Annotated in this window: 22 protein-coding genes and 1 pseudogene; 10 read left to right on the forward strand and 13 right to left on the reverse strand. The window is 63.1% G+C overall.

What is annotated here, in order from left to right; genetic code table 11:
• Positions 1 to 152: 152 nt before the first annotated feature.
• The 6 genes and pseudogenes from AAGW23_RS15470 to AAGW23_RS15495 all read right to left on the reverse strand — a co-directional run.
• Positions 153 to 521: pseudogene (locus tag AAGW23_RS15470) on the reverse strand (hypothetical protein); the annotation flags it as partial.
• A 103-nt stretch (positions 522 to 624) separates the two neighbouring features.
• Entirely contained in the window at positions 625 to 1,452 is an 828-nt protein-coding gene (locus tag AAGW23_RS15475) for an NYN domain-containing protein (RefSeq protein ID WP_342407260.1), read from the reverse strand.
• A gap of 229 nt (positions 1,453 to 1,681) precedes the next feature.
• Entirely contained in the window at positions 1,682 to 2,788 is a 1,107-nt protein-coding gene (locus tag AAGW23_RS15480; RefSeq protein ID WP_342407261.1) for a catalase family protein, read from the reverse strand.
• A gap of 168 nt (positions 2,789 to 2,956) precedes the next feature.
• The gene (locus tag AAGW23_RS15485) at positions 2,957 to 3,415 is read right to left on the reverse strand and encodes a DUF2214 family protein (RefSeq protein ID WP_342407262.1); all 459 of its coding nucleotides are present in this window, start codon (positions 3,413 to 3,415) and stop codon (positions 2,957 to 2,959) included.
• A gap of 18 nt (positions 3,416 to 3,433) precedes the next feature.
• Entirely contained in the window at positions 3,434 to 4,816 is a 1,383-nt protein-coding gene (locus AAGW23_RS15490) for an MATE family efflux transporter (RefSeq protein WP_342407263.1), read from the reverse strand.
• Positions 4,817 to 4,931: 115 nt separating this feature from the next.
• Positions 4,932 to 5,225: a hypothetical protein gene (locus AAGW23_RS15495; RefSeq protein ID WP_045424622.1), complete on the reverse strand. Its 294-nt coding sequence runs from the start codon at positions 5,223 to 5,225 to the stop codon at positions 4,932 to 4,934.
• Between the two features lie 215 nt (positions 5,226 to 5,440).
• On the opposite strand from AAGW23_RS15495, the gene AAGW23_RS15500 reads away from it, so the two are divergent.
• Positions 5,441 to 6,376 (forward strand): SdiA-regulated domain-containing protein, encoded by a 936-nt coding sequence (locus tag AAGW23_RS15500; RefSeq protein WP_342407264.1) that lies wholly within the window; start codon positions 5,441 to 5,443, stop codon positions 6,374 to 6,376.
• 15 nt (positions 6,377 to 6,391) lie between these two features.
• Here the strand turns inward: AAGW23_RS15500 and AAGW23_RS15505 are convergent, their stop codons facing one another.
• The 6 genes from AAGW23_RS15505 to cra all read right to left on the reverse strand — a co-directional run bounded on the left by AAGW23_RS15505 (position 6,392) and on the right by cra (position 10,257).
• On the reverse strand, positions 6,392 to 6,841 hold the full coding sequence (locus tag AAGW23_RS15505) for a DMT family transporter (protein WP_342407265.1): 450 nt from the start codon (positions 6,839 to 6,841) through the stop codon (positions 6,392 to 6,394).
• A gap of 69 nt (positions 6,842 to 6,910) precedes the next feature.
• The gene (locus tag AAGW23_RS15510) at positions 6,911 to 7,471 is read right to left on the reverse strand and encodes a DUF4136 domain-containing protein (protein WP_342407266.1); all 561 of its coding nucleotides are present in this window, start codon (positions 7,469 to 7,471) and stop codon (positions 6,911 to 6,913) included.
• A gap of 30 nt (positions 7,472 to 7,501) precedes the next feature.
• Positions 7,502 to 8,131 carry a DUF4136 domain-containing protein gene (locus AAGW23_RS15515; protein WP_342407267.1) on the reverse strand — a complete coding sequence of 210 codons (630 nt, stop codon included), beginning with the start codon at positions 8,129 to 8,131 and terminating at the stop codon, positions 7,502 to 7,504.
• Positions 8,132 to 8,149: 18 nt separating this feature from the next.
• Positions 8,150 to 8,899: a methyltransferase gene (locus tag AAGW23_RS15520; RefSeq protein ID WP_342407268.1), complete on the reverse strand. Its 750-nt coding sequence runs from the start codon at positions 8,897 to 8,899 to the stop codon at positions 8,150 to 8,152.
• Positions 8,896 to 9,201 (reverse strand): nucleotide pyrophosphohydrolase, encoded by a 306-nt coding sequence (locus AAGW23_RS15525; protein WP_342407269.1) that lies wholly within the window; start codon positions 9,199 to 9,201, stop codon positions 8,896 to 8,898. Before AAGW23_RS15525 ends, AAGW23_RS15520 begins: the two co-directional genes overlap by 4 nt.
• A 66-nt stretch (positions 9,202 to 9,267) precedes the next feature.
• Positions 9,268 to 10,257: a catabolite repressor/activator gene (cra, locus tag AAGW23_RS15530; RefSeq protein WP_342407270.1), complete on the reverse strand. Its 990-nt coding sequence runs from the start codon at positions 10,255 to 10,257 to the stop codon at positions 9,268 to 9,270.
• Between the two features lie 182 nt (positions 10,258 to 10,439).
• On the opposite strand from cra, the gene ptsP reads away from it, so the two are divergent.
• Genes ptsP through AAGW23_RS15545 form a run of 3 tightly spaced genes read left to right on the forward strand, consistent with a single transcriptional unit; the run spans position 10,440 to position 16,023 of the window.
• Complete coding sequence (ptsP, locus tag AAGW23_RS15535) at positions 10,440 to 13,322, forward strand: phosphoenolpyruvate--protein phosphotransferase (RefSeq protein ID WP_342407271.1); 2,883 nt, start codon at positions 10,440 to 10,442, stop codon at positions 13,320 to 13,322.
• A complete protein-coding gene (gene pfkB / locus AAGW23_RS15540; RefSeq protein ID WP_342407272.1) occupies positions 13,322 to 14,260 on the forward strand; it encodes a 1-phosphofructokinase in 939 nt (312 codons plus the stop codon). Before ptsP ends, pfkB begins: the two co-directional genes overlap by 1 nt.
• 20 nt (positions 14,261 to 14,280) lie before the next feature.
• Positions 14,281 to 16,023 (forward strand): PTS fructose-like transporter subunit IIB, encoded by a 1,743-nt coding sequence (locus AAGW23_RS15545; protein ID WP_342407273.1) that lies wholly within the window; start codon positions 14,281 to 14,283, stop codon positions 16,021 to 16,023.
• A 51-nt stretch (positions 16,024 to 16,074) separates the two neighbouring features.
• Here the strand turns inward: AAGW23_RS15545 and AAGW23_RS15550 are convergent, their stop codons facing one another.
• Positions 16,075 to 16,962 (reverse strand): LysR family transcriptional regulator, encoded by an 888-nt coding sequence (locus tag AAGW23_RS15550; protein ID WP_342407274.1) that lies wholly within the window; start codon positions 16,960 to 16,962, stop codon positions 16,075 to 16,077.
• A 105-nt stretch (positions 16,963 to 17,067) separates the two neighbouring features.
• Between AAGW23_RS15550 and AAGW23_RS15555 the strand changes: the two genes are divergently transcribed.
• The 6 genes from AAGW23_RS15555 to AAGW23_RS15580 all read left to right on the forward strand — a co-directional run bounded on the left by AAGW23_RS15555 (position 17,068) and on the right by AAGW23_RS15580 (position 22,588).
• On the forward strand, positions 17,068 to 18,213 hold the full coding sequence (locus AAGW23_RS15555; protein ID WP_342407275.1) for a muconate cycloisomerase family protein: 1,146 nt from the start codon (positions 17,068 to 17,070) through the stop codon (positions 18,211 to 18,213).
• Between the two features lie 11 nt (positions 18,214 to 18,224).
• Positions 18,225 to 18,515, forward strand: a complete 291-nt coding sequence (catC, locus tag AAGW23_RS15560; protein ID WP_342407276.1) for a muconolactone Delta-isomerase — start codon at positions 18,225 to 18,227, stop codon at positions 18,513 to 18,515.
• 45 nt (positions 18,516 to 18,560) lie between these two features.
• Positions 18,561 to 19,526, forward strand: coding sequence for a catechol 1,2-dioxygenase (gene catA / locus AAGW23_RS15565; RefSeq protein WP_342407277.1), 966 nt, complete (start codon positions 18,561 to 18,563; stop codon positions 19,524 to 19,526).
• Between the two features lie 77 nt (positions 19,527 to 19,603).
• Positions 19,604 to 20,491: a SphA family protein gene (locus AAGW23_RS15570; protein ID WP_342407278.1), complete on the forward strand. Its 888-nt coding sequence runs from the start codon at positions 19,604 to 19,606 to the stop codon at positions 20,489 to 20,491.
• Positions 20,492 to 20,506: 15 nt separating this feature from the next.
• On the forward strand, positions 20,507 to 21,466 hold the full coding sequence (locus tag AAGW23_RS15575; RefSeq protein WP_342407279.1) for a PDR/VanB family oxidoreductase: 960 nt from the start codon (positions 20,507 to 20,509) through the stop codon (positions 21,464 to 21,466).
• A 60-nt stretch (positions 21,467 to 21,526) separates the two neighbouring features.
• Positions 21,527 to 22,588, forward strand: coding sequence for an aromatic ring-hydroxylating dioxygenase subunit alpha (locus AAGW23_RS15580; RefSeq protein WP_342407280.1), 1,062 nt, complete (start codon positions 21,527 to 21,529; stop codon positions 22,586 to 22,588).
• Positions 22,589 to 22,743: the final 155 nt, after the last annotated feature.

Raw genomic sequence — 22,743 nt, forward strand, 5'->3', positions numbered from 1 at the left:
GATCAACGATCGCGGCTCGCGCCTTCGCGAGACCGCGTTGGGTCGGCTGGCGTTTCGGTGCCGCTCATCGTCGAGGAGTCGGTACGCGGTTGTGGGACGTTCGTGGGCTCGGCGTCAGGCTCGCTGGAGGGTACGGCTGTTGGTGTTCCGATGCTTCGCGAGGCGTTGCGGCAGGTCAGCTCGGCAAACGGTTGGTCGGGGGAGTATTCGCCCGGCACCCGTTCAACGCGCTGGGTGTTAGGGCTCACGGTGAAAACGGGTGGGGCGGAGGTGTCCGCCCTGGCGTCGTCCGATACGTGAAATTCGCAGGTTACGGTATCACCGGTGTTGTTCATGACTTTAACCGCCCGAATCCCCACCAGCTCACCGCCCGCCTCGGTGGTGGAGGTCGGCACGCCCATGGCGCTGATCTCGATATCCAGGCCGTTGAGGTGAGTGATCACCTCGGGCTTGGGTGTCTGGGCAAACGCAACGGGAGCGCAAAGGGCTAAACCTAGGGTAGTGAGCAGTGCCTTGGTCATGGAAACCTCCGGGAAGTCGATGTCTGCTTAGAAGGGTCCGATGGGTGAGGGTTCGGTGCTGCACGCCGATTTGGTTGCACAAGTTGGTCTCGTTCAGTCGCGGCTATTTTTGCGACTTGAGATTCCGGGCATACAGCGCCTTGCCGCCGGTGGAGGTAGTGCCTCGCGCCTCCAGTTCGAAACGCTTTGGATGGGATTTGATCAGGTCGCTCAGTTTCTTGAAGCCATACAGGCGCGGGTCGAAGGCGGGACGGAGCTTGCTGATGTTGGAGCCTAGTTCGCCGAGCTGCACCCAGTCATCTTCATCATCGGCAATGTCGCTCAGCACTTTGGCGATGAACTCCACCGGCGCCTTCTGCGCTTTGACCTGGCTGCTCTTGTCGCTGCTCTTGGCGTCGTCGTTCTTGTCCGTGGACATCGGAGCAGGGGGCTTGTCGCCGTTGCCCGGCGGCTCCTGCGAGGACTTGGGCGCGTCGGCGCGGAGGATTTCGGTGTAGATGAACTTGTCGCAGGCGGACACGAAAGGCGAAGGCGTCTTCTGTTCCCCAAAGCCATACACGGTCAGGCCTTCCTCGCGCAGGCGGGCGGCCAGCCGAGTGAAATCGCTGTCGCTGGACACCAGGCAGAATCCGTCGAAGCGTCGTGTGTACAGCAGGTCCATCGCGTCGATGATCAGTGAGCTGTCAGTGGCGTTCTTGCCTGAGGTGTAGGCGAATTGCTGAATGGGCTGGATCGAATAGTCGAGCAGGACTTTTTTCCAGCTCCCCAGGTTCGGCTTGGTCCAGTCGCCGTAGATGCGCTTGACGCTGGCGACGCCATACTTCGCAATTTCCTCGAACAACCCTTCGACGATGGCGGCGGGGGCATTGTCGGCGTCGATGAGCACGGCAAGATGAATCTGCTGACGGGTGTTGCTGGATTTGGCGGCCATGGTTCGTCCCTGGATGTCGATGTGCCGACCATAGCGCCAGAGGCAGCCGGGGGCCAGGGCTGGTTTAGCCATCGAGTCTGTGACAGCTGGCCGGTGTATCCCGCAGTCGAGCGGTCTTGAGTCAGGGCAGTGAACATTCAGCAGTGAAGGCAAGGGTCAGACACTGTGGGCCTGATGTGACCACGCCCCGGCAACCCAGGCGGGGCGTGGTCATCAGCGCTGGGTAAAATCAGCTCGGCAGCTGATCCAGTGATGTTGGCTCATGCATCGGGCAGCCGTTGTGGCGTGCGCGAAACTCCGAAGACATTTCGTAGGCCGGCTTGCGCGAGCGCATGATGCCGCCGAGTGGGCGATGGGCCGCGAGACCGTGCCAAGGGCTGAAGGACATCTGGTCATCCACCACGGCCGCGCGGGCATCGCTCCAGGCGGACTGCGGCTGCACCTCGAGCCGTGCGACGGTGACATACGGACTGAGTTCTTCCGGCCAGACCACGCTGGCATCCTCGATGGGCATCTGCTCGATGTCGGTGGCCAGCTGAACGCGCAGCTCCCAGGTGCCACCCTGCTGCGCGAAGTGATCGCTGATCGCTTCGCGCAGGCCGTTCGGCTTGTCCTTCAGGTCGACCTGTTGGTCGGTCAAGGCCTTCAGCCCTTGGGATACCGGGACCAGCGAAAGCTTGGCGAAATAGCGACCGTAAAGGATTGGGACCACGCTGTAGTAGGTTTCCCCAAGCAGGTTTGTGGTGGGGTGACCGCCCAAGCCCTTGAGCGTTGCGCTTTCCCCTCCGACTTTTTCCACCAGGCTCTCGGCGCCGCGCAGGGCGGCAGACAGCGCCTGCTTGGCACGGGGCGCACGGTCGGTGGTCTTGGCGATTAGCTTCACCGACTTGAGGAAGTCCTTGGGTGTCGGCACCATAAATGCCGGCGCGTTGACCATGACGAAGTCCTGGGTGACCGCGCCGTCGCTGTTGGGCAGGCGTTCGCCCTCGACGCCGATGAGCTTGATCGCCAGCCCGCGCGGAGTCGAAACCTTGTCATCAAGAATGTCGCCCGGATTGGTCGAGTAGCGCATCACCACCGGCATTTTGCCTGGTTTGGCGAACGCACCCTGGGCCAGTTCCGCAGGCAGATCAGGCAGAACCTCGAGTTCGCCCTGCAACAAGCCGTGGCTCTTGGCATGCACGCTACGAATGGCATGGCCGCCGTCAGCAAAGGTCGTCTCGGCGATGTCGCGCATCGCCTGAATCAGGCCGGAAATGGTTTCGGACTCGTCATCCGGCACCTGCTCGAAGTCGGGATTGAAAGGTAGGGGCTTTAGGGTCAGGCGTTCGGTCATCGGCTCGGCTCCGTCGGGTAGTGCGGGCGTATGAACTGCCGCGCCGCAGTCTTGAGTCGACAGTCGCTGTCCGGAATCGTTTTCGAAGCGTTTCGCCGATGTTCCCCGGTGGGCCTTGCAGTCACTCTCCACGCGCTGGAATTGGCCAGGCGGCCAAGCGGTTCACACCTACTGAGGGATCACGCCCAGCCCGCGCGCCATAAAGGTCGCCAGCAGAGGAATCAGCAACAGGGCCAACAGCTCGATGCGTATCACCGTCTTCACCCAGCGTGCCGTTGAGGGGCTGATGGACGGGACTTGCCCGGCCTTCAGTGCCGGGCGCCATTTGAGGAAGGTCACGGTGGGGTAGATCGACAGCAGCGCGACGGCGACGAACAAGCCGACCTTGGCGTGAAAGAAGCTGTTGTTGAGGTAGTAGTCCAGCCCTTTGCCGTAGCGCATCGCCCGCGCAGCGCCGGTCAGCAATACCAGACCGGCCGCGATACCGAAGGCCAGATCCACGCGAAACAGGCTGCGCGCGCGCTTGAAGTTCAGCGGCAGGCGGAACAGCTGGTGCTCGAGCACCAGCAAAGAGAACAGCAGGAAGATCGCCACGAAGTGCAGGTAGGCGGCGACGGCATAGGCCATTTTCTGAAGGTCCTTTGGTTAGGGTTGTTGCGCTGTGGCGGTGACAGCTGGCGTCGCATGGATCGAAGCGAACCACTGCCCTTGGCGTTGCAGGCGTCTGGCGATGCTTCCCAGACACAGGCCCCGCAGGAGCATGAAGGCGAGGAAGGCCATCCACAATCCGTGATTGCCCATACCACGCAGCAGCCAGCCCAATGGTAGCGAAATCAGAACGGCAAGCAGCATGGCGTTTCGCATTTCCCGCGCGCGGGTGGCGCCGATGAACAAGCCGTCCAGCAGGTAACTCCAGACCGCAACCAGGGGCAGCGCGGCGAGATAGGGGAGGTAAGTCGTGGCGGTGTCGCGCACCGAAGGGATGTCGGTCTGCAGGTTTATGAACAACTCACCGCCGAACAGAAAAAACAGCCCGAAGGCCAGGCTTGCCAGCAGCGACCAGCCACCTGCAACGGTCAGAATGCGGCGCAGCTCAGTGCGATTCTGCGCGCCGATGGCATGCCCACTGAGCGCCTCGACGGCGTGCGCCAGACCGTCGAGCGCGTGCGCCGTGAGCATCAAACCGTTCAACAGCAAGGCGTTGGCCGCTACCGTGGCATCCCCGAGTCGCGTCCCCTGAACGGTTACCAGAAAAAACACCAGCTGCAGCGCCAGTGAGCGAAGAAAGATGTCTCGATTGACGGACATCAGCGGTCGCCAACTGGCCCACAGGCGCAGCGCGCGGCGGTCCAGACGTCCGGGGTAACGCAACAGCGCACCGCGGGTCAGTACGAGGCCGACCAGCACGCCACTCCATTCGGCAATGACCGAGGCGCGTGCCGCGCCGGCCACGCCCCACTCCAGCCCGATGACGAACCACAGATCCAGCGCGACGTTGATCAGGTTCGTCGTCAGCAGGATGGCCAGTGGCGCGCGGGCATTCTGGGTGCCGAGAAACCAGCCGATCAGCGCCAGGCTCGCCAGGGCTGCGGGCAGACCGAACAGGCGGGTGTGAAAATAGGCTTGTGCCAGGCTGTCCAGCTCGGCCGAGGGCTGCATGAGCTGCAGTGCGTAGCCTTTGAGTGGCAGGGCGACCAGGCTCAACAGCAGGGCGAAGCCCAGCGCCAGCAATAACCCCTGCAGCAACACCTGGCGCAGCGCGCCGCCATCCTCGCGGCCGGCGGCCTGGGCGGCGAAGCCGGTCGTACCCATGCGCAGAAAGCCCATGACCCATACCAGCAGCGTATACAGGCTGCCGCCGACGGCGACCGAAGCCAGTTGGTGAGCATGCGGCAGGTGGCCGATGACGGCACTGTCTACCAGCGCCACCAGCGGCACCGAGAGGTTGGACAGAATCATTGGCGCAGCCAGCGCCCAGACCCGCTTATGGGTGGGGGCGTGCTGCCAGGCGGTCAATAACCGTGACATGAAGAGCTCCAGAACAGCCGGACATGATACGTCGCGAGGGTCCGGAGCGCAGCCGAGCGATGAGGTGATGGCGTGTTTGGGCTGGGGATTGGGGGCTCAGGGCGCTACCGATTGCTCAGTGAATCAACCAGCTCAACAGCCAGAGGCCCAGAAACAGATAGATCACCCCAGCGATGATCGAACGGCGGAAAAAGGCGCGAAAGGCGCCGACCAGCAGCATCAGGCCGATGGCCAGTGCAATGAGGCTGATCAGCGAGCGGTCCATGCCCAGGGTGCGCGAAAGACCCTCAAGAAAATTGGCCCCCGCATCGGCGAACAGTCCGAAAAAACCACTGAGTGCATCGACGATGTAACGGATCACGGTGCCGAGCGCCTGGCCCAACCATTCGAAAAAGCTTTCCACCTGCATATTGCACTCCTGCTTGTCGATCCACGACCGCAAGCGCAGCCGTTCCCTAGGTCCCTTGGGCTGTCAAATGGTGTGGCAGTTCCCGGCGTTGAGATTGAACCGGCACTGCGGTGGTGGGTCAGTAGCAGGCTGATCGTCGCTGCAGTGCGCACCGTCATGCAATTGCAACCCTTCCCGATCAGGCTACCTCGCTAGCACCCCACGAGAGAAAGACGATGCCGCTTGTTACCAGTACCCGCCCACGTTGGTGGCCCGATGCTCGTCCGCAGGTTTGGGCGTTGGGAATGTTGGCGGCCGGTCTGCTGCACACCGTTGCCACCTTTCATCTCGATGAGCGTGTGTTCTATGCGCTGCAGTCAGCCTGGCATGCAGAGACGCACCAGGCGCGCAGCCTCTGGTTGCCCGAATATCAGGTGCGGGTCGAGGCAAAGCCGGTGGCGACGGTCAGCAACAACCTCTCCGGGCTGACCTTCGATGAGCAGCGCAACCAGCTATGGGCCGTGGTGAACAACCCCGAAGAGCTGATCGCGCTGGACCTTGATGGCGAATTCATCGCCCGTTATCCGCTCAAGGGTTTCGTCGATGTCGAGGCGGTCACCTACCTGGGTGACAACCTGCTGGCGGTTGCCGAAGAGCGCAGCCAGTCGATCGTGATCCTGCCCGTCCCCACGCAGCCCGGTGAGCTGGTGCGGGAAGATTACGCCGCTGTTTCGCTGTCGATCGGCGCCGCGGAAAATGAGGGTTTCGAGGGGTTGGGCTACGACCGTGCCGGTGACCGGCTGTTCGTGGTGAAAGAACACTCGCCACGCAAGCTCTACGAAATTCAGGGCATCAAGGCCAGTTTCAACGGACAGCTGAATCTGAACATCATCGACCGCGAGGCCTGGATCGAAGACAAGGACATGGCCAGCGATCTCGCCTCGGTGCACTACGACCAGCGCACCGGCCATCTGGTGCTGCTCAGTGACGAAGCGAAGATGATGCTCGAGCTCGACGGTGAGGGTGAACTGGTCAGCTTCCGCTCACTGTGGAGCGGCTTCGCCGGTCTCGACAAGAGCGTGCCTCAGGCTGAAGGCATGACCTTTGACGACCGTGGCGGTCTGTATCTGGTCAGCGAGCCGAACCTGTTCTACGCCTTCGAACGTCAATAGATCGACCGCCGCCGCTCAGCCGCGGCGGATCATCCACACACCCGCGACAATCAGCGCCAGCCCGCCTAGTTTGCCCAGGCTGATTGACGACTGGCGAAAGCCTGCCCAGCCGAAATGATCCAGCAACAACGCCATGCCCAGCTGCCCGGCCAGCACCAACGCCATGAACAGCAGCGCACCGATGCGCGGTCCGGCAAAGGCGGCCGTGGCGATAAAGAACATGCCCAGCAGGCTGGCGCACCAGTGATACCAATTGAGTCCGCGTAGCGCCTGGGCGCCCGGCATGTCTCGCTGGAACAACACGACGCAGATCAGCGCCGCGGTGCCCACCGCAAAGGAGAGCATTGCCGCGCCCATGACGCTGCCGAACTGCTTGGCGACCTGTCCATTGATGCCGGCTTGTAAGGGCAGAAAGGCCCCGGCAATCAAGAGCATCACGAGAAGCCACCAGGCTGCGACAGGCATGCGAATGTCTCCGAAAACGAAATAAAAACCCGCCATGACGGCGGGTTGAATGGAAGCCAGCCGACAATGCTAGCGCGGCGGGTATTGTGAGAGAACCTTGTTGACGGTTTCGCGGAACATCCCCGCCCGCTCCTGAGGGCTGCCGGGGTTGTCACGCAGGACCTGTTCTGCACTCCCGCGCCACACCAGTTTGCCGTCGTCAGCGTCGTACAGATCCAGCTGCAAGGTGCCGACCTGATAGTGAATGGTGCGGGTGTCGGCAATCACCGGGCCACCCCAGTAACCGTGCCAGGGACCGCCCCAGGCGCCGATCGACGAGGTGGTGTATTGCTGGCTGCGCTCATCGACGAGAAACCAGGCCTGAACCAACAGATCCGGTTGCGCGCCTGACCCTGCCTGGCGCAGGCCGCGCTGGTCCAGCTGTTCGCTCACTGCGCTGCGAATGCGCTGTTCGGTCAGGTCGCTCTTGATGCGGGGATCATCGGGCCGGTACTGCAGGGCCGGTTCTTTCCAACTCCAGGTACGGTAGGCGGAAAAGTCGCGCTGCGGGTCGAAGTCGCGTTGCAGCTGGGTGCTCTGGCAGGCAGCCAGCACAAGCAGCAGGGGCAGCATCAGCAGTGAACGGAGCATCTCGGTTCTCCTTACGTAAATGACGCAGTCTCAGCGCGGCGGATAATCGGCGAGGGCCCGCTTCACGGCTTCTCGCGCAGCGTCCTTGCGTTCGGCCTGATTCGCGCCACTGCGGGCTTCGGCGCGATTGCTCCACACCGTCTGGCCTGAAGCGCTGTCGATCATTTCTATACGCACCGTGACTACCTCTTCTTCGTAGTTGCGTACCACCGGGGTGCTGCCGCCAAAGCCATAACCGGTGTTGTACCCCGGGCCGTAGCCGCCATAGCGCCCGGCACCGACGGCTACTCGGGGGCCATAATCATCGTAGACCTGCCGCACGCGCGTCTCCATCTGTGCGCTGGCGCTGATCTGCACATCGCCCTTGGCGCCGGTTGGGGCCGGGCGCAAGCCGCGTTGATCGAGCGCGCCGGAGATCATCTCCTGCAGCTCTTCGGCACCCAGCGAAGCCGTCCCCGCCGGAACTTTGCGCCAGCTCCAGTTCTGGTAGCTGGAAAAGTCCTGCGGTGCCGCCGGGTAAGTAGGTGACTGAATGCGCTCGATGGGCGGTGCCGGTGGAATCGGTGCAGAGTCGTTGGTGTACGGGTTGCTGCCCTGGCATGCCGCGAGGCTCAATCCAAGCAGCGAGTAAAACAGGGGCAACGCAGGGCGGATAGACATCGGGGCCTCCCGGTCGGCTCAGCGCGGCCGACACAACCAGTGCAGGTAACGCCCAAGGCCGGCGAAGGTCGGATGGCGGCGGTAGGCCAGTTCCATCTCGATCAGCTCGGAGGGCTCGGTGCGTGCCTGGAAATCGGCGGGCATGTAGTCATGGAATACGCGCACGCCACTGCTTGATTCGACCTGCCAGTGCGGTGCGAGTTGCGCCGCCAGTTCGCGCGGGTCGAGCGGCTGTTGCGGGGTCAGGCTCTGACGCTCGCCAGCGTAGGTCTGGGTGCGCAGCTTCTTGAAATGGCCCTTGAGCAAATTGCGATAGATCAGCGCATCGCGGTTGTAGAAGGCCAGCGATAGCCAGCCGTCTTCGGTGATCAGGCGGCGCAGCACCGGCAGGATCGCCTGCGGTTCGGCCAGCCATTCCAGCACGGCGTGGCAGATGACCAGATCGAAGCGGCCCTCGACCTGGCTTTCCACATCCTGCCAGGGCGCCTGAATAAAAGTACCGGCCTGGCCTGCTTCGGCGAACTGCTTGCGCGCGCCTTCGAGCATGGGTTCGGCGGGTTCGGTCAGCGTCACCTGATGGCCCTGCTGCGCCAGCCACAGGCTCATGTGACCGAGGCCGGCACCGATATCCAGAATGCGCAAGGGCCGCTCTGGCAGTACCTCGGTGAGATCCGCCTGCAGCACCGCAAGCCGGATCGCGCCCTTGGCGCCACCGTAGATTTTCTCGGCGAAGCGCGTCGCCAGTTCGTCGAAATGTCGGTCGCTCATGGGGCGAACCGCCGCTCGTTGTCGGCGAGCTTGGCCAGCAAGGCCTGCTCCATGTCGATGCCCAGTTCGCTGCACATCAGCAGCAGGTACATGAGGATGTCGCCAACCTCTTGACCGACGTGCTCGAGCTTGTCGCTTGGCAGCTGACGCGACTCATCTTCGGTCTGCCACTGGAAGATTTCCACCAGCTCGGCCATTTCCACACTGGCGGCCATCGCAAGGTTTTTCGGGCTGTGATAACGCTGCCAGTCGTTCTGATCGCGGATCGCGTGCAGACGTTGGGTGATCTGTTCGATGTTCATCTGGGCTAGGGCGGCTCGTTGAAAGGCGACAAGCTTCCGCCAGCGCGTCGGCGCCCGCAAGGGGCGTCAGTGACGGCGCAGTTTTAGGACCCGCTCGATGGCGATAACGCCGGGGCGGTAGTCGCTTTGCTCGATGGCGCGGATTGCGTGGCTTAGCGCTTGCTCGGCGATCTGCTCGTGCTGCTGCGAGATCGCGTTGACCTTGATTGGCAGGAAGTCCAGCAATTGCGCATCGCCGAAGGTGGCCAGTTGTAGATTGTCCGGCCACAACAAATCACGCTCGCGCAGCGCATCGAAGACGCCTTCGAGCAACACGTAGGCGGTGGTGATCAGGGCGTCAGGTAGCGGCCCTTCATCGAGCAGGGTGAGCATCTGCTGCCGCCCACACGCGCGGCTGAATTGCTCGGCCCGCAGCACGCTGACCTGACCGGAATGACTAGCCAAGGCGCGATGGAAACCTTCCTCGCGCTGCTGGCTGATCCGCAGGGCTGGCCGTGCACTGATCAATGCGATGTGGGCGGTGGTCGGGAGGTGCAGCGAGCGGGTCAATTGCACCGCCGCCTCACAGTCGGCGCTGACCACCGAGCAAAAACGCTCGGCATCCAACGCCCGGTCGAGGGCGATTACCGGTAGGCCTGCGGCGAGCAGTTTTTGATAGCTGGCGTCGTCCTCTGGCAGGCAGCTGGCGACGATCAAGGCATCGCAGCGGCGCGAGCGCAGCAGTTGAATGACCTGGCGCTCGGTGTCCGGCTCGTCATCGGTTCCGGCGATCAGCAGCTGGTAGCCGCGCTGACGTGCCCGCTGCTCCAGCAGCTTGGCCAGGCGTGCATAACTGGGGTTTTCCAGATCCGGAACAACGAAGCCCAGGGTGCGCGACTGCCCTCGACGCAGGCCAGCCGCCTGCTGGTCGAGCTGAAAACCCTGCTGTTCTGCCACAGCCATCACCCGTTCGACCGTGGTCGCGCTGATCCGCCGCTGAGCGGCCTTGCCGTTGAGCACGTAGCTGGCCGTGGTTACCGAAACGTTGGCAAGGCGGGCGATGTCGGTCAGTTTCAAACAGAGGGTCCTGAGACGGGTGGTATGAAATCGGGCTTCTAGAATTACCCAATATTGCGTAATGTGCCAGCCTTAGGTGAAACGTTTCAGCAGCCTTTAGGTCTGAAGCGCCAGCCCAGGATTCGGGCAATGCCGGCGCAGCCGTCGGCCACAACAATCGCGAGCCCCGCAGGAGTTCTCCCATGCTTGAGTTGAATGCACAGCACATCCACATGCATCAAGCCGCAGCAGATAAGCCCGCGGCGCTGGCTCTGCTGGGCGAGGTGCTGGTCGCCGACGGCCTGGTGGCGCCCGGTTACCTCGATGGGTTGCGCGCGCGCGAAGCGCAGGGCTCGACCTTTCTCGGTCAGGGCATCGCGATTCCCCACGGCACGCCGGAGACTCGTGATCAGGTGTTCACCACCGGCGTGCGGCTGCTGCACTTTCCGGCGGGGGTCGATTGGGGCAACGGTCAGCAGGTGTATCTCGCCATTGGCATCGCAGCGCGTTCGGATGAGCACCTGCGGCTGCTGCAGCTGTTGACCCGAGCGCTGGGGGAGGGTGATCTGAGCGATGCGCTGCAGAACGCGCAGAGCCCCGAAGCCATCATCGATCTCTTGCAAGGCGCGCCACAGGCATTGGCGCTGGATGGCGAGCTGGTGGGGCTGGGCGTTGCCGCCGACGACTTTGATGAGTTGGCGTGGCAGGGCGTCAAACTGCTCAAGCGCGCGCAATGCGTCGAGCCCGGATTCAACGCCAGCCTGCCGCTCGGTCAGGCGTTGCCGCTGGGCGACGGTCTGTGGTGGCTGAGCAGTGAACAGGCAGTGCAAAGCCCGGGATTGGCATTCGTCACACCCGCCTCGACGTTGGACCACGTTGGCCAACCGCTGAAGGGGTTGTTCGTACTGGCCAGTCTCGGCGAAGCGCATCAGGCCATGCTTGAGCGGCTGTGCAACCTGCTGATCGAAGGCCGCGGGCAGGAGCTTAGTCAGGCGACTTCCAGCCGCACGGTGCTCGAAGCCCTGGGCGGAGAGGTGCCCGCCGACTGGCCAAGCGCGCAGGTGCCGCTGGCCAACGCCCATGGTTTGCACGCGCGCCCGGCCAAGGTGCTCACTGAAATTGCCCAGTCCTTCGAGGGAGAGATTCGCGTCCGTCAGGCTGGCAGCGAAAATGCCGGCGTGTCGGTCAAGAGCCTGAGCAAACTGTTGGCGATGGGCGCGCAGCGCGGTCAGGTTTTGGAATTCATGGCCGAGCCCGGCATTGCCGACGATGCGCTGCCGGCGCTGGTGCGCGCTGTCGAGGAAGGCTTGGGCGAAGAGATCGAACCGCTACCGGTCGCGGGGAACGCAAGCGAGCCGTTCGAGATCACCGAGGGCCCTGCAGCGTCAACCATCGAGCAGGCCGCGCTGCGCGCCGGTGAGCAGGTGAACGGCATCGCGGCGTCGCCGGGTATCGCCATCGGTCCGGTGCTGGTGCGCAAACCGCAGGTAATTGATTACCCGAAACGCGGCGAGTCGCCGGCAGCTGAACTGCAGCGGCTGGATGCCGCGCTGGACAAGGTTCATGCGGAAATCGGCACGCTGATCAAGGAAAGCCAGGTCGCCAGCATCCGCGACATCTTCACCACTCACCAGGCCATGCTAAAAGACCCGGCGCTACGCGAAGAAGTCCAGGTGCGCTTGCAAAAGGGTTTGAGCGCCGAAGCAGCCTGGATGGAGGAAATCGACAACGCAGCGCAGCAACAGGAAGCCCTGCACGACAAGCTGCTGGCCGAGCGCGCTGCGGACCTGCGTGATGTGGGTCGCCGCGTGCTGGCCTGTCTGACCGGTGTCGAAGCCGAGCAGGCACCGGACGAACCCTACATCTTGGTGATGGACGAGGTAGCGCCCTCGGACGTCGCCACGCTCAATGCCCAGCGCGTCGCCGGCATCCTCACCGCTGGCGGCGGCGCTACGTCGCACAGCGCGATCATCGCCCGCGCGCTGGGTATTCCCGCCATCGTCGGCGCCGGGCCGGGAGTGCTCGGGCTGGCGCCCAATACCCTGGTGCTGCTCGACGGTGAGCGCGGTGAGCTGCTGGTCGCGCCAACCGACGCCCAGCTCGATCAGGCCCGCAGCGAGCGCGCGACCCGAGAGGAACGCAAGCGTCTGGCGAACGAGCGGCGGCTGGAGCCGGCTGTGACCCGCGATGGCCATCCGGTGGAAGTCGCCGCCAACATCGGCGCGGCCGGCGAGACGCCGGAAGCCGTGGCGATGGGCGCCGAGGGCATCGGCCTGCTGCGTACTGAACTGGTGTTCATGAATCATTCCCAAGCGCCGGATCAGGCCACCCAGGAAGCCGAATACCGCCGCGTGCTGGAAGCGCTCGAAGGCCGTCCGCTGGTGGTGCGAACCCTGGATGTCGGCGGCGACAAACCGTTGCCGTACTGGCCGATGCCCGCTGAGGAAAACCCCTTCCTTGGCGTGCGCGGCATTCGCCTGAGCCTGCAGCGCCCGGACATCCTCGAAACCCAGCTTCGGGCGTTGCTCGCCTCGGCGGACGGGCGACCGCTGCGGATCATGTTCCCTATGGTCGGCAATATCGAGGAATGGCGCAGCGCCAAGGCCATGGTCGATCGCCTGCGTGTAGAAATGCCGGTGGCCGATCTGCAGGTCGGCATCATGATCGAGATACCGTCCGCCGCGCTGATCGCCCCGGTGTTGGCACAGGAAGTCGACTTCTTCAGCATCGGCACCAACGACCTCACGCAGTACACCCTGGCGATCGATCGCGGCCACCCGACGCTTTCCGGGCAGGCTGACGGCTTGCACCCTGCCGTGTTGCGCCTGATCGGCATGACCGTCGAGGCCGCTCATGCCCATGGCAAGTGGGTCGGGGTGTGCGGCGAGCTGGCCGCCGACGCGCTTGCCGTGCCGATGCTGGTGGGGCTGGGCGTGGACGAACTGAGCGTTTCGGCGCGCAGTATTGCGCTGGTGAAGGCGCGGGTGCGCGAGCTGGATTTCGCCGCCTGCCAGCAACTGGCCAAGCAAGCGCTGATGCTGCCCGGTGCGCATGAAGTCCGCGCCTTCGTCGGGGAGCACTGCTGATGGCCCGCGTCCTCACTGTCACGCTCAATCCTGCCCTCGACCTGACTGTGCAGCTGCCCGCGCTGCGCCTGGGCGAGGTCAACCGCAGTGAATGTCTGCAGGTACACGCGGCCGGGAAGGGGCTGAATGTTGCCCAAGTGCTGGCCGATCTCGGCCATCGGTTGACTGTCACCGGCTTTCTCGGCGAGGGCAATCTGCAGGCGTTCGAACAGCTGTTTGCTGCCCGGCGCTTTGCCGACGAGTTCGTCCGCGTGCCGGGCGAAACCCGTAGCAACATCAAGCTGGCCGAAGCGGGCGGGCAGGTCACCGACATCAACGGTCCAGGGCTGATGGTGAACGAGGCGCACTGCACCGAGCTGCTGGGGCGGGTCGAGCGGTTGGCGCCCGGCCATGACCTGGTGGTGGTCGCCGGCAGCTTGCCGCGCGGTATCGAGATGCAGTGGTTCACCGAATTGCTGCAACGGCTCAAGCGAATCGGCGCGCGCGTGGCGCTGGACACCAGTGGCGCCGCGCTACGCGAAGGCCTTTCGGTTGCGCTCTGGCTGATCAAACCCAACGAGGAAGAACTGGGCGAGGCTCTAGGCATGGCGCTCAACGGGTCGTCGGCGCTGTCCGCCGAGGCTCGACGCCTGCAAGCCGAAGGCATCACGCACGTGGTGGTTTCGCAGGGCGCCGATGGCGTCAGCTGGTTTTCGCCGGGTGCGGCGCTGCACGCCCATCCGCCCAAGGTTCAGGTCGTCAGTACCGTGGGCGCTGGCGACTCGTTGCTCGCCGGCATGCTCCACGGCCTGCTGGAGGGCTGGCCCGCCGAGCGCACCCTTGCGCATGCCACCGCAATTGCCGCGCAGGCGGTCGGGCAGGTCGGCTTTGGTATCACCGACGCGGCCCGACTGGCCGAGCTCGAAGCCGCAGTGCGCCTCCAGCCGCTGAGCCAATAAATCGAACAAGAGGTGAAGGAATGAATCTTCTCATCGTCACGGCCTGCCCCAACGGAATGGTCACCAGCGTGCTGACGTCACGCTTGCTCGAAGCGGCGGCCCAGCGTCTGGGCTGGTCGACCGCCGTGGAGGTCCTCGACCCCAAGGCCATCGGCTCGCCGCTCACACCGGCGCAAATCGCCGATGCCGATTTGGTGGTGGTGGTGAAAACCGGGCCGCTCGCCTTGCAACGCTTTGTCGGCAAGCGCGTCACCCAGTCCACCCCATCCGAGGCGCTGCTCGACCCGGAAGCTTTCCTGCGCAGCGCCGCGGAGACGGCGACCGAACTGCAGCAGGCCGATGATGCCGACGAAACGCCTGCGAGCGGCAAGCCCAGGCTGGTGGCGATCACCGCTTGCCCGACCGGCGTCGCGCACACCTTCATGGCGGCTGAAGCTCTGCAACAGGCTGCGGTGCGCAAAGGCTATGACCTGCAGGTCGAGACCCGCGGTTCGGTAGGCGCGCGTAACGTGCTCGAAGCTCAGGCCATCGAAGAGGCCGATGTGGTGCTGCTGGCGGCGGACATCGAAGTGGATATGGCCCGTTTCGCGGGCAAGCGGGTGTTCCGCTGTGGCACCGGCGTGGCGCTGAAGCAGCCCGAGGCAACGCTGGACCGGGCGTTGAAGGAAGGCGCGGTGTTCAGCGGCGGCGCGGCGGCCAGTGAGGCGGGTGGTGAGCAGAATGGGGAGAAAACGGGCGTCTACAAACACCTGTTGACCGGGGTGTCCTACATGTTGCCGATGGTGGTCGCGGGCGGTCTGCTGATCGCGCTGTCGTTCGTCTTCGGCATTGAAGCCTTCAAGGAGGAGGGCACGTTGGCCGCCGCCTTGATGAAGATCGGTGGCGAAACGGCCTTCCAACTGATGGTGCCGCTGCTGGCCGGTTACATCGCCTATTCCATCGCCGACCGCCCTGGCCTGGCGCCGGGGATGATCGGCGGTCTGCTGGCCGGTACGCTTGGCGCGGGTTTTATCGGCGGGATCATCGCCGGCTTCGTCGCCGGTTATGCGGCCAAGGCCGTCAGCCGCTGGATTCCATTGCCGGCCAGTATCGAATCACTGAAACCGATCCTGATCATTCCGCTGCTGGCGAGCCTGGTGACGGGCCTCGTGATGATCTACATCGTCGGCACGCCGGTGGCCAAGCTGCTTGCAGGTCTGACCGAATTCCTCAACACCATGGGCACCTCCAATGCCATTCTGCTCGGGCTGCTGCTCGGCACCATGATGTGCGTCGACCTCGGCGGGCCGGTGAACAAGGCGGCTTACGCCTTCTCGGTCGGACTGCTCGCCTCGCAGAGCTACGCACCGATGGCCGCCACCATGGCCGCTGGCATGGTGCCGCCCATCGGCATGGGCATCGCCACGCTGATCGCGCGACGCAAATTCGCCCAGACCGAGCGCGAAGCCGGCAAGGCGGCGCTGGTGCTGGGCTGCTGCTTCATCTCCGAAGGTGCGATCCCCTTTGCTGCGAAAGACCCGCTGCGGGTCATTCCGGCCAGCATCGCGGGCGGGGCGTTGACCGGCGCATTGTCCATGGCCTTCGGTGCCAAGCTGCTGGCGCCCCACGGTGGGCTGTTCGTGCTGTTGATCCCTAATGCCATCAACCATGCGCTGCTGTACTTGGTCGCCATCCTCGCCGGAAGCTTGGTGACGGGCGTGATTTACGCAGTGATCAAACGTCCCGAAAAGCAAGGTCTGCTGACCGAAGTCAGCCCGGCTTGATTCAAGGTGTGTGTGCCAGTCAGCCGGGGTGAGCAGCCTTTTCTGACCTGGTCAGTTCGTTCTCGTGTCGAAGTGGTCATGCACCAGAGCAACGAAGCGCTCAAGCAGTGGCGAATGGTCGTCCTTGCGGCGAATCATCAGGATCGGCGAGACGACTCCCGGATCGCTGACCGGTACGTAGATCACATCCTCCCGGTGCATGCGTTGCACCATGGAGGGCACCAGCGTAACGCCCATGCCCGCGGCCACCAGGCCTACAGCCGTCTGAAGCTCGTTGGCCAGTTGCGCCACCTTCAAGCTATGCCCACGGGCACGGAACAGCCCGAGCACATGGTCGGCGTAACTCGGCCGAGGCCGGCCTGGATACAGGATGAATGGCTCACCGGCCAATTCCCGAAGTGAAAGGCTGTCGGCGACCAGCCGATGGCCCAGCGGCAATACAGCGACCAGCGGGTCTTCGGCCAAGACCTCCTGTATCAGCGCCGGATCGTCGAAGTACATCCGGCCAAAGCCCACATCGATCCGTCCAGCCTTCAGCGCGGCGACCTGCTCCAGGGTCACGAACTCCGACAAGCCGACATCCAGATCTTCTTCTGCGCGCAACTGCCGAATGAGCTCCGGCAGCGCGCCATAGAGCGTCGAGGGCGCGAAGCCAATCCCAAACCAACGGCGGCGGTTCTTGCCAATGCGTCGGGTGCTCTCGCAAACCTCGTCGAGCTGCGCCAGCAATTGCGCCGAGTGTTCATGAAAGAACTTACCTGCCTCGGTCAGCCGCAGTGGGCGCGAGCCGCGTTCGATCAGCGGCACGCCGAGCTGCTCCTCAAGCTGTTGAATCTGTCGACTCAGCGGCGGTTGGGCAATGTGCAGGCGTTCGGCGGCACGCGTGAAGTTCAGTGTCTGCGCCACCGCCTGAAAATAACGTAAGTGTCTGAGCTCCATACTCCATACCTCACAGGTATCAAAGGCAACCAAAACGATATTAGACCCACGCCCCATCTGCGTCCAAGCTCAGGCCCATGACGAAAACAACTAGGTAGATATGACATGAGCGACCACCTCATCGAGTCAGTCGAGGCGATTCTGGTGGACCTCCCCACCATCCGGCCGCACCGCCTGGCCATGGCCACCATGCAGGGACAGACACTGGTCATCGTCCGCCTGCGCTGCGCCGATGGCATCGAAGGACTCGGCGAGGCAGCGACTATAGGCGGTCTGGCGTACGGTCCGGAAAGCCCGGAAAGCATCAAGCAAAACATCGACAGCTATCTGGCACCGCTGCTGGTTGGCCAGGATGCGCGCAAGATCAATGCGGCCATGCGCCGTATTGATAGCCAGGTGCGAGGTAATACCTTCGCCAAGTCTGCCATCGAGATTGCCCTGCTGGATGCGCAGGGCAAGCGCCTGGGGCTTTCGGTCAGTGAGCTGCTCGGTGGTCGGCTTCGCGAGGCGCTGCCGGTGCTCTGGACGCTGGCCAGCGGCGATACCGGCCGGGACATCGAGGAAGCCGAATGCATGCTCGATCAGCGTCGCCACAATGCATTCAAACTCAAAATTGGAGCGCGCGAGCCTGCGCAAGACGTAGCCCATGTGGCTGCGGTCAAACGCGCTCTGGGCGACCGCGCCAGTGTTCGGGTCGACGTCAACCAGGCATGGGACGAGGCGACGTCGCTGCGGGCCCTCGCGGCACTGGCCGATGCCGGGGTCGATCTGGTCGAACAGCCGATTGCGCGGCATAGCTTCGCCGGCCTTGCCCGGCTCAGCGCCCGCAGCCAGATTCCGATCATGGCGGACGAAGCCATCGAGTCGGTTGAGGACGCTTTCAATCTGGCCTGCCTCGGTGCCGCGCAGATCTTTGCCCTGAAGCTCGCCAAGAACGGCGGTCCCAGCGCCATGCTGCGCACGGCAGCGATTGCCGATGCTGCGGGTATCGGGCTCTATGGTGGCACCATGCTGGAGGGTGGCATCGCCACCCTCGCTTCGGCTCACGCCTTTTCCACCCTGCCACGCCTAACCTGGGGCACGGAGTTGTTCGGGCCGCTGCTGCTTACTGAGGAGCTGCTTGAAGAGCCGCTGCGCTATGCCGATTTCGAACTGCATATTCCCGACCGGCCGGGACTGGGCATTTGCCTGAACGAGTCACAGCTGGCCCGTTTCCGCCGTGACGGAGTTCGCCGTACGACCTTCTGCTGAGGAGCGCCACGATGCTGTTTCAAGTCGAGATGACCGTCCGCCTGCCCGTGGACATGGACCCTGCCAAAGCCACACAACTGAAGCAGACCGAGAAGGAAATGGCCCAGCGCCTGCAACATGAAGGCATCTGGCGGCACCTCTGGCGAATGGCTGGCCATTACGCCAACGTCAGCATTTTCGACGTCAGAGACAATGCCCAGCTGCATGACATCCTCAGCCAGCTGCCGTTGTTTCCCTACATGCAGATCGAGGTGACGGCGCTCTGTCGTCACCCGTCGTCGATCCATGAGGACGACCGCTAGGGTCGCTCATAAGCCGTTACTACAACAATAAAAGAGGACACCCGTATGACTAGCAATCTTGCACAGCAGAACCAACTGGCCCAGCCGGTCAAGCTGGCCAATCAACCCGAAGTCGCGGCCTTTCTCGAACAGGTCAGCGGGTTGGACAATGGGCAGGGCAACCCGCGCTTGAAGACGATCATGCAGCGCCTGCTGACCGATGCATGCCGAGCCATCGATGACCTCGATATTCGGCCGGAGGAGTTCTGGAAAGCGGTGAACTACCTCAACGCGCTGGGCACGGCCAAAGAAACTGCGCTGCTCGCGGCCGGGCTGGGGCTCGAGCATTACCTCGATCTGCGCATGGATGCTGAAGACGCGCGGGCGGGTGCCGAAGGAGGAACGCCGCGTACCATAGAGGGCCCGCTGTATGTGGCGAACGCCCCGTTGTGCCAGCAGGAAGCGCGCCTTGACGACGGCACCGATCCGGGCGAGGCGCTGTTCATGCAGGGTCAGGTTCTGGATGTGAACGGCAAGCCTGTCGCAAATGCATTGGTCGACGTCTGGCATGCCAACACCAAGGGCATGTACTCCTATTTCGATCCGTCGCAATCGGAGTACAACTTGCGCCGGCGCATCGTCGCCGATGCCGAGGGGCGCTATCGCTTTCGTTCCATCGTGCCGTCCGGCTATGGCTGCCCGCCGCAGGGGCCTACACAGCAATTGCTCGACCAACTGGGTCGCCATGGGCAGCGCCCGGCGCATATCCACTTCTTTATCTCGGCCGAAGGCTACGAGCACCTGACGACCCAGATCAACCTCGATGGCGATGAGTACCTGCACGACGACTTCGCCTATGCCACTCGCGATGAACTCATCGCGCACATCAAGCACGTGGATGATCAGGCCAGAGCGGCCGAGCAGGGCGTAGACGGGCGATTCGCGGAAATCGAGTTTGATTTCACATTGCGTCCCGCCACGGAAGAGACCCGCCAACAGCGTCGCGAACGGCTGCGCGCGCTGGAGGCGTAAAGCTTGCTGCACAGGCGCCGTTCGGTGCCTGTCGCCGGCTCACCGACTCGATAAAAACAACATCAGGTGGACAGCTTATGTGTCGTGTTACTTCGTTAGCTTGCATTGCCGCGCTGGACATGTGGACGGGCCTTGCACAGGCCACTGAGGGTGGCGCTTCCTCGTACGCCATGGGCGCGGAAAACTACCTGTCCGGCGCGTTACCCCAGCCCGGTTTTTACGGGCAGGTGTTCGTCAACCGCTACCGCGCCGATAGCCTGCGTGACGACGACGGCGACAAGGTACCGGTGGATTTCGAGCTTGCCGCCAACGTCATCGCGCCGCGGCTTGTGTGGGTCACTGAGCAAAAGGTGCTAGGCGGTCAGTTGGCGTTTCACAGCATTCTTCCGCTGGTAGATCTTGAGGTCGAGCTCAATAGCCAGAGCCAGCGTGAACGGGGACTGGGCGATGCCACCTTCGGCGTAGCGATCGGTCACCACTGGAGCGACAAGCTGCACAGCATTGCCGCGCTGGACGTAATCGCGCCGACCGGACGCTACGACAGGGACGATCTGGCCAACCTCGGTCGCAATCACTGGGCGGTACTGCCGGTGCTGGCGGTCTCGTGGCTCGACCCCAATGGACTGAACGCGGACATCAAGGCGATGTACACCTTCAACCTGGAGAATCCGGACACTGATTACCGCTCCGGACAGGAGCTGCACGCCGATTATTCGATTGGCTGGGGGCTCGGTAACGGTTGGGTGTTGGGGATAGGCGGCTATGCCTACCTGCAGACCACCGATGATCGTCAGAACGGCGACACAGTCGAAAACAACAAGGGTCGTGCGTTCGCCATCGGTCCGTCGATCAAATATGCCAGCGACAGCGGATGGTTCGTCACTGCGAAATGGGAACACGAATCTCAAGTACGCAATCGCCCGGAGGGGGAAGCCTTCTGGTTGAAAATGACCGTGCCGCTGTAGCGCAAAGGGGGCGATATGAATCAATCCTGGATCGAAGTACGGGTCGCCCGGCGTACCCCGGTCGCCGAGAACATCGTCGCCCTGGAGTTGGTGGCGGTAAATGATGACTGGCTACCCACCTTCAGCGCCGGTGCCCATGTGGACCTAGAGCTGCCCAACGGCTTGGTCCGCCAGTACTCGCTGTGCAGCGCTCCGGCTAGACGTGACCGCTACGAAGTCGGCGTTCTGCTCGATCCGACCAGCCGCGGCGGTTCGCGCTGCGTACACGAGCAGTTGCAGGAAGGCGTAGTGTTGCGCATCAGCCCGCCACGCAATCTGTTTGCGCTGAAGCCAGCGCGCCATTCCATCCTGCTTGCTGGCGGTATCGGTATTACGCCGCTGCTGTGCATGGCCGAGCACCTGTCGACCGAAGGGGCGTCGTTCGAGTTGCATTACTGCAGCCGGTCTCCGGCGCGCACAGCCTTTGTCGAACGCCTGCGGGCGTCCGCTTTCGCAAACCAAGTGCATTTCCATTTCGACGAGGGCGACGCGGCCTTGCGCGTCGATCTAAATACGGTGCTGGCCGAGCCCGCCTCGGATCGGCATCTGTACGTCTGCGGACCGCGTGGGTTCATGGACCACGTTATCGAAACGGCAACGGAGCTCGGGTGGCCCGAAGGAACCATCCACTTCGAGTCGTTCAGCGGCGCGGTTGTCGAGTGCGCGACCGATGGCTGTTTCGATGTCCAGCTGGCCAGCACCGGGCAGGTCGTGCTGGTGAAGGCCGACCAGAGTGTGGCCGAAGCGCTGCTGGCCGCAGGTGTCGAGGTGCCGCTGTCCTGTGAACAGGGTATCTGCGGCACCTGCGTGATGCGCGTGTTGGAGGGTGAGGTGGAACACAGGGACATGGCCCTTAGCGACGAGGAACGAGTCGACCGTTTTACGCCCTGCTGCTCCCGCGCCAAGGCAGGGCGGCTCGTGATCGATCATTTTTAGCAACGTCCGACCCGCGCCGGCGGCCGTTGCCACTGCAAACAACAACAAGAGGTGAATACGATGAACCCGAACAACCGTTACCTGATGAACGCCTGGTACGTCGCCGCGGTGGCTTCGGAAGTTGGCCCCGAGGCGCTGTTCAACCGCAAGATACTCGATACCTCGGTGCTGCTTTACCGCAAGCAGGACGGCACGGCTGTGGCGCTGCACGACCGTTGTCCGCACCGCTTCGCGCCGTTGAGCATGGGCCGCCGCGAGGGTGACGAGGTGGTCTGCCCGTATCACGCGCTGCGCTTCGATTGCAGCGGCCAATGCACTCACAACCCGCACGGGACAGGCATGATTCCCAAGGCCGCGAAAGTGCGCGAGTTCCCGCTGGTCGAGCGCTACGGCTTTCTCTGGATCTGGATGAGTGAGGACCAGGCGGACCTAGCGCTGCTGCCGGACTTCGGTCCGCTGGACGAGGGGCACCCCAACGGCGTGGCTTTCACCTACATGTACATGAAGGCCAATTACGAGCTGATCATCGACAACGTGATGGATCTCAGCCACATCGATCACGTGCATGGTGAAATCATCACCACCCGCGGTCAGTTGTCGCCCATCGTGCCGAAGGTCCAGGAAGCGTCGCGCTCGGTCTCCGCACGCTGGGAGTGGAGCCAGACGCCGGCCATGATGATTTTCGCCCAGTTCCTTCCCGATCCTGATGCGGCGGCCCGGCACTATTTCGACATCACCTGGACGCCGCCAGCCAACATCCAGCTCTCGGTAGGGGCGGTGCAGGGCGACAAAGGTTTCGATGAAGCCATCAGCCAGTACGACCTGCACACCTGCACGCCGGAAAGCGAATTCAGCACCCACTACTTCTTTGCTACCCGGCGTAATCACAACGAAGAAGACGGCGAATATAACCGGCTCAAGATCCAGGGCATGCATGCAGCCTTCGAAGACGAGGACGGTCCAATCATCCGGGCGGTGCAAGCGGAGATGGGCGAGGCCGATTTCTTTTTGCTGAACCCTGTTCTGATGAGCAACGACGTTGCGCCAGTAAAAGTCCGGCGTTTGCTTCGCAAGTTGGTTGAGCAGGAGGGCGAATACAGATTGAAGCGGATCGCCTCATAAGGTTGAGCCTCGCTTGCATATGTGCTGCTAAGCAATGCGCGAAACTAAGAAGCTGAACCAAGTGCTCTGTGCCGCATCCACAGAAAGCGGGTTGAAATCTGTGACAAAAGGTTTCTATCCGCTTTTCTGTATATTTCATCGCTGGAGCATGTTGA

The sequence above is a fragment of the Stutzerimonas chloritidismutans genome, assembly GCF_038562055.1.
Taxonomy (GTDB): Bacteria; Pseudomonadota; Gammaproteobacteria; order Pseudomonadales; family Pseudomonadaceae; genus Stutzerimonas; species Stutzerimonas chloritidismutans_A.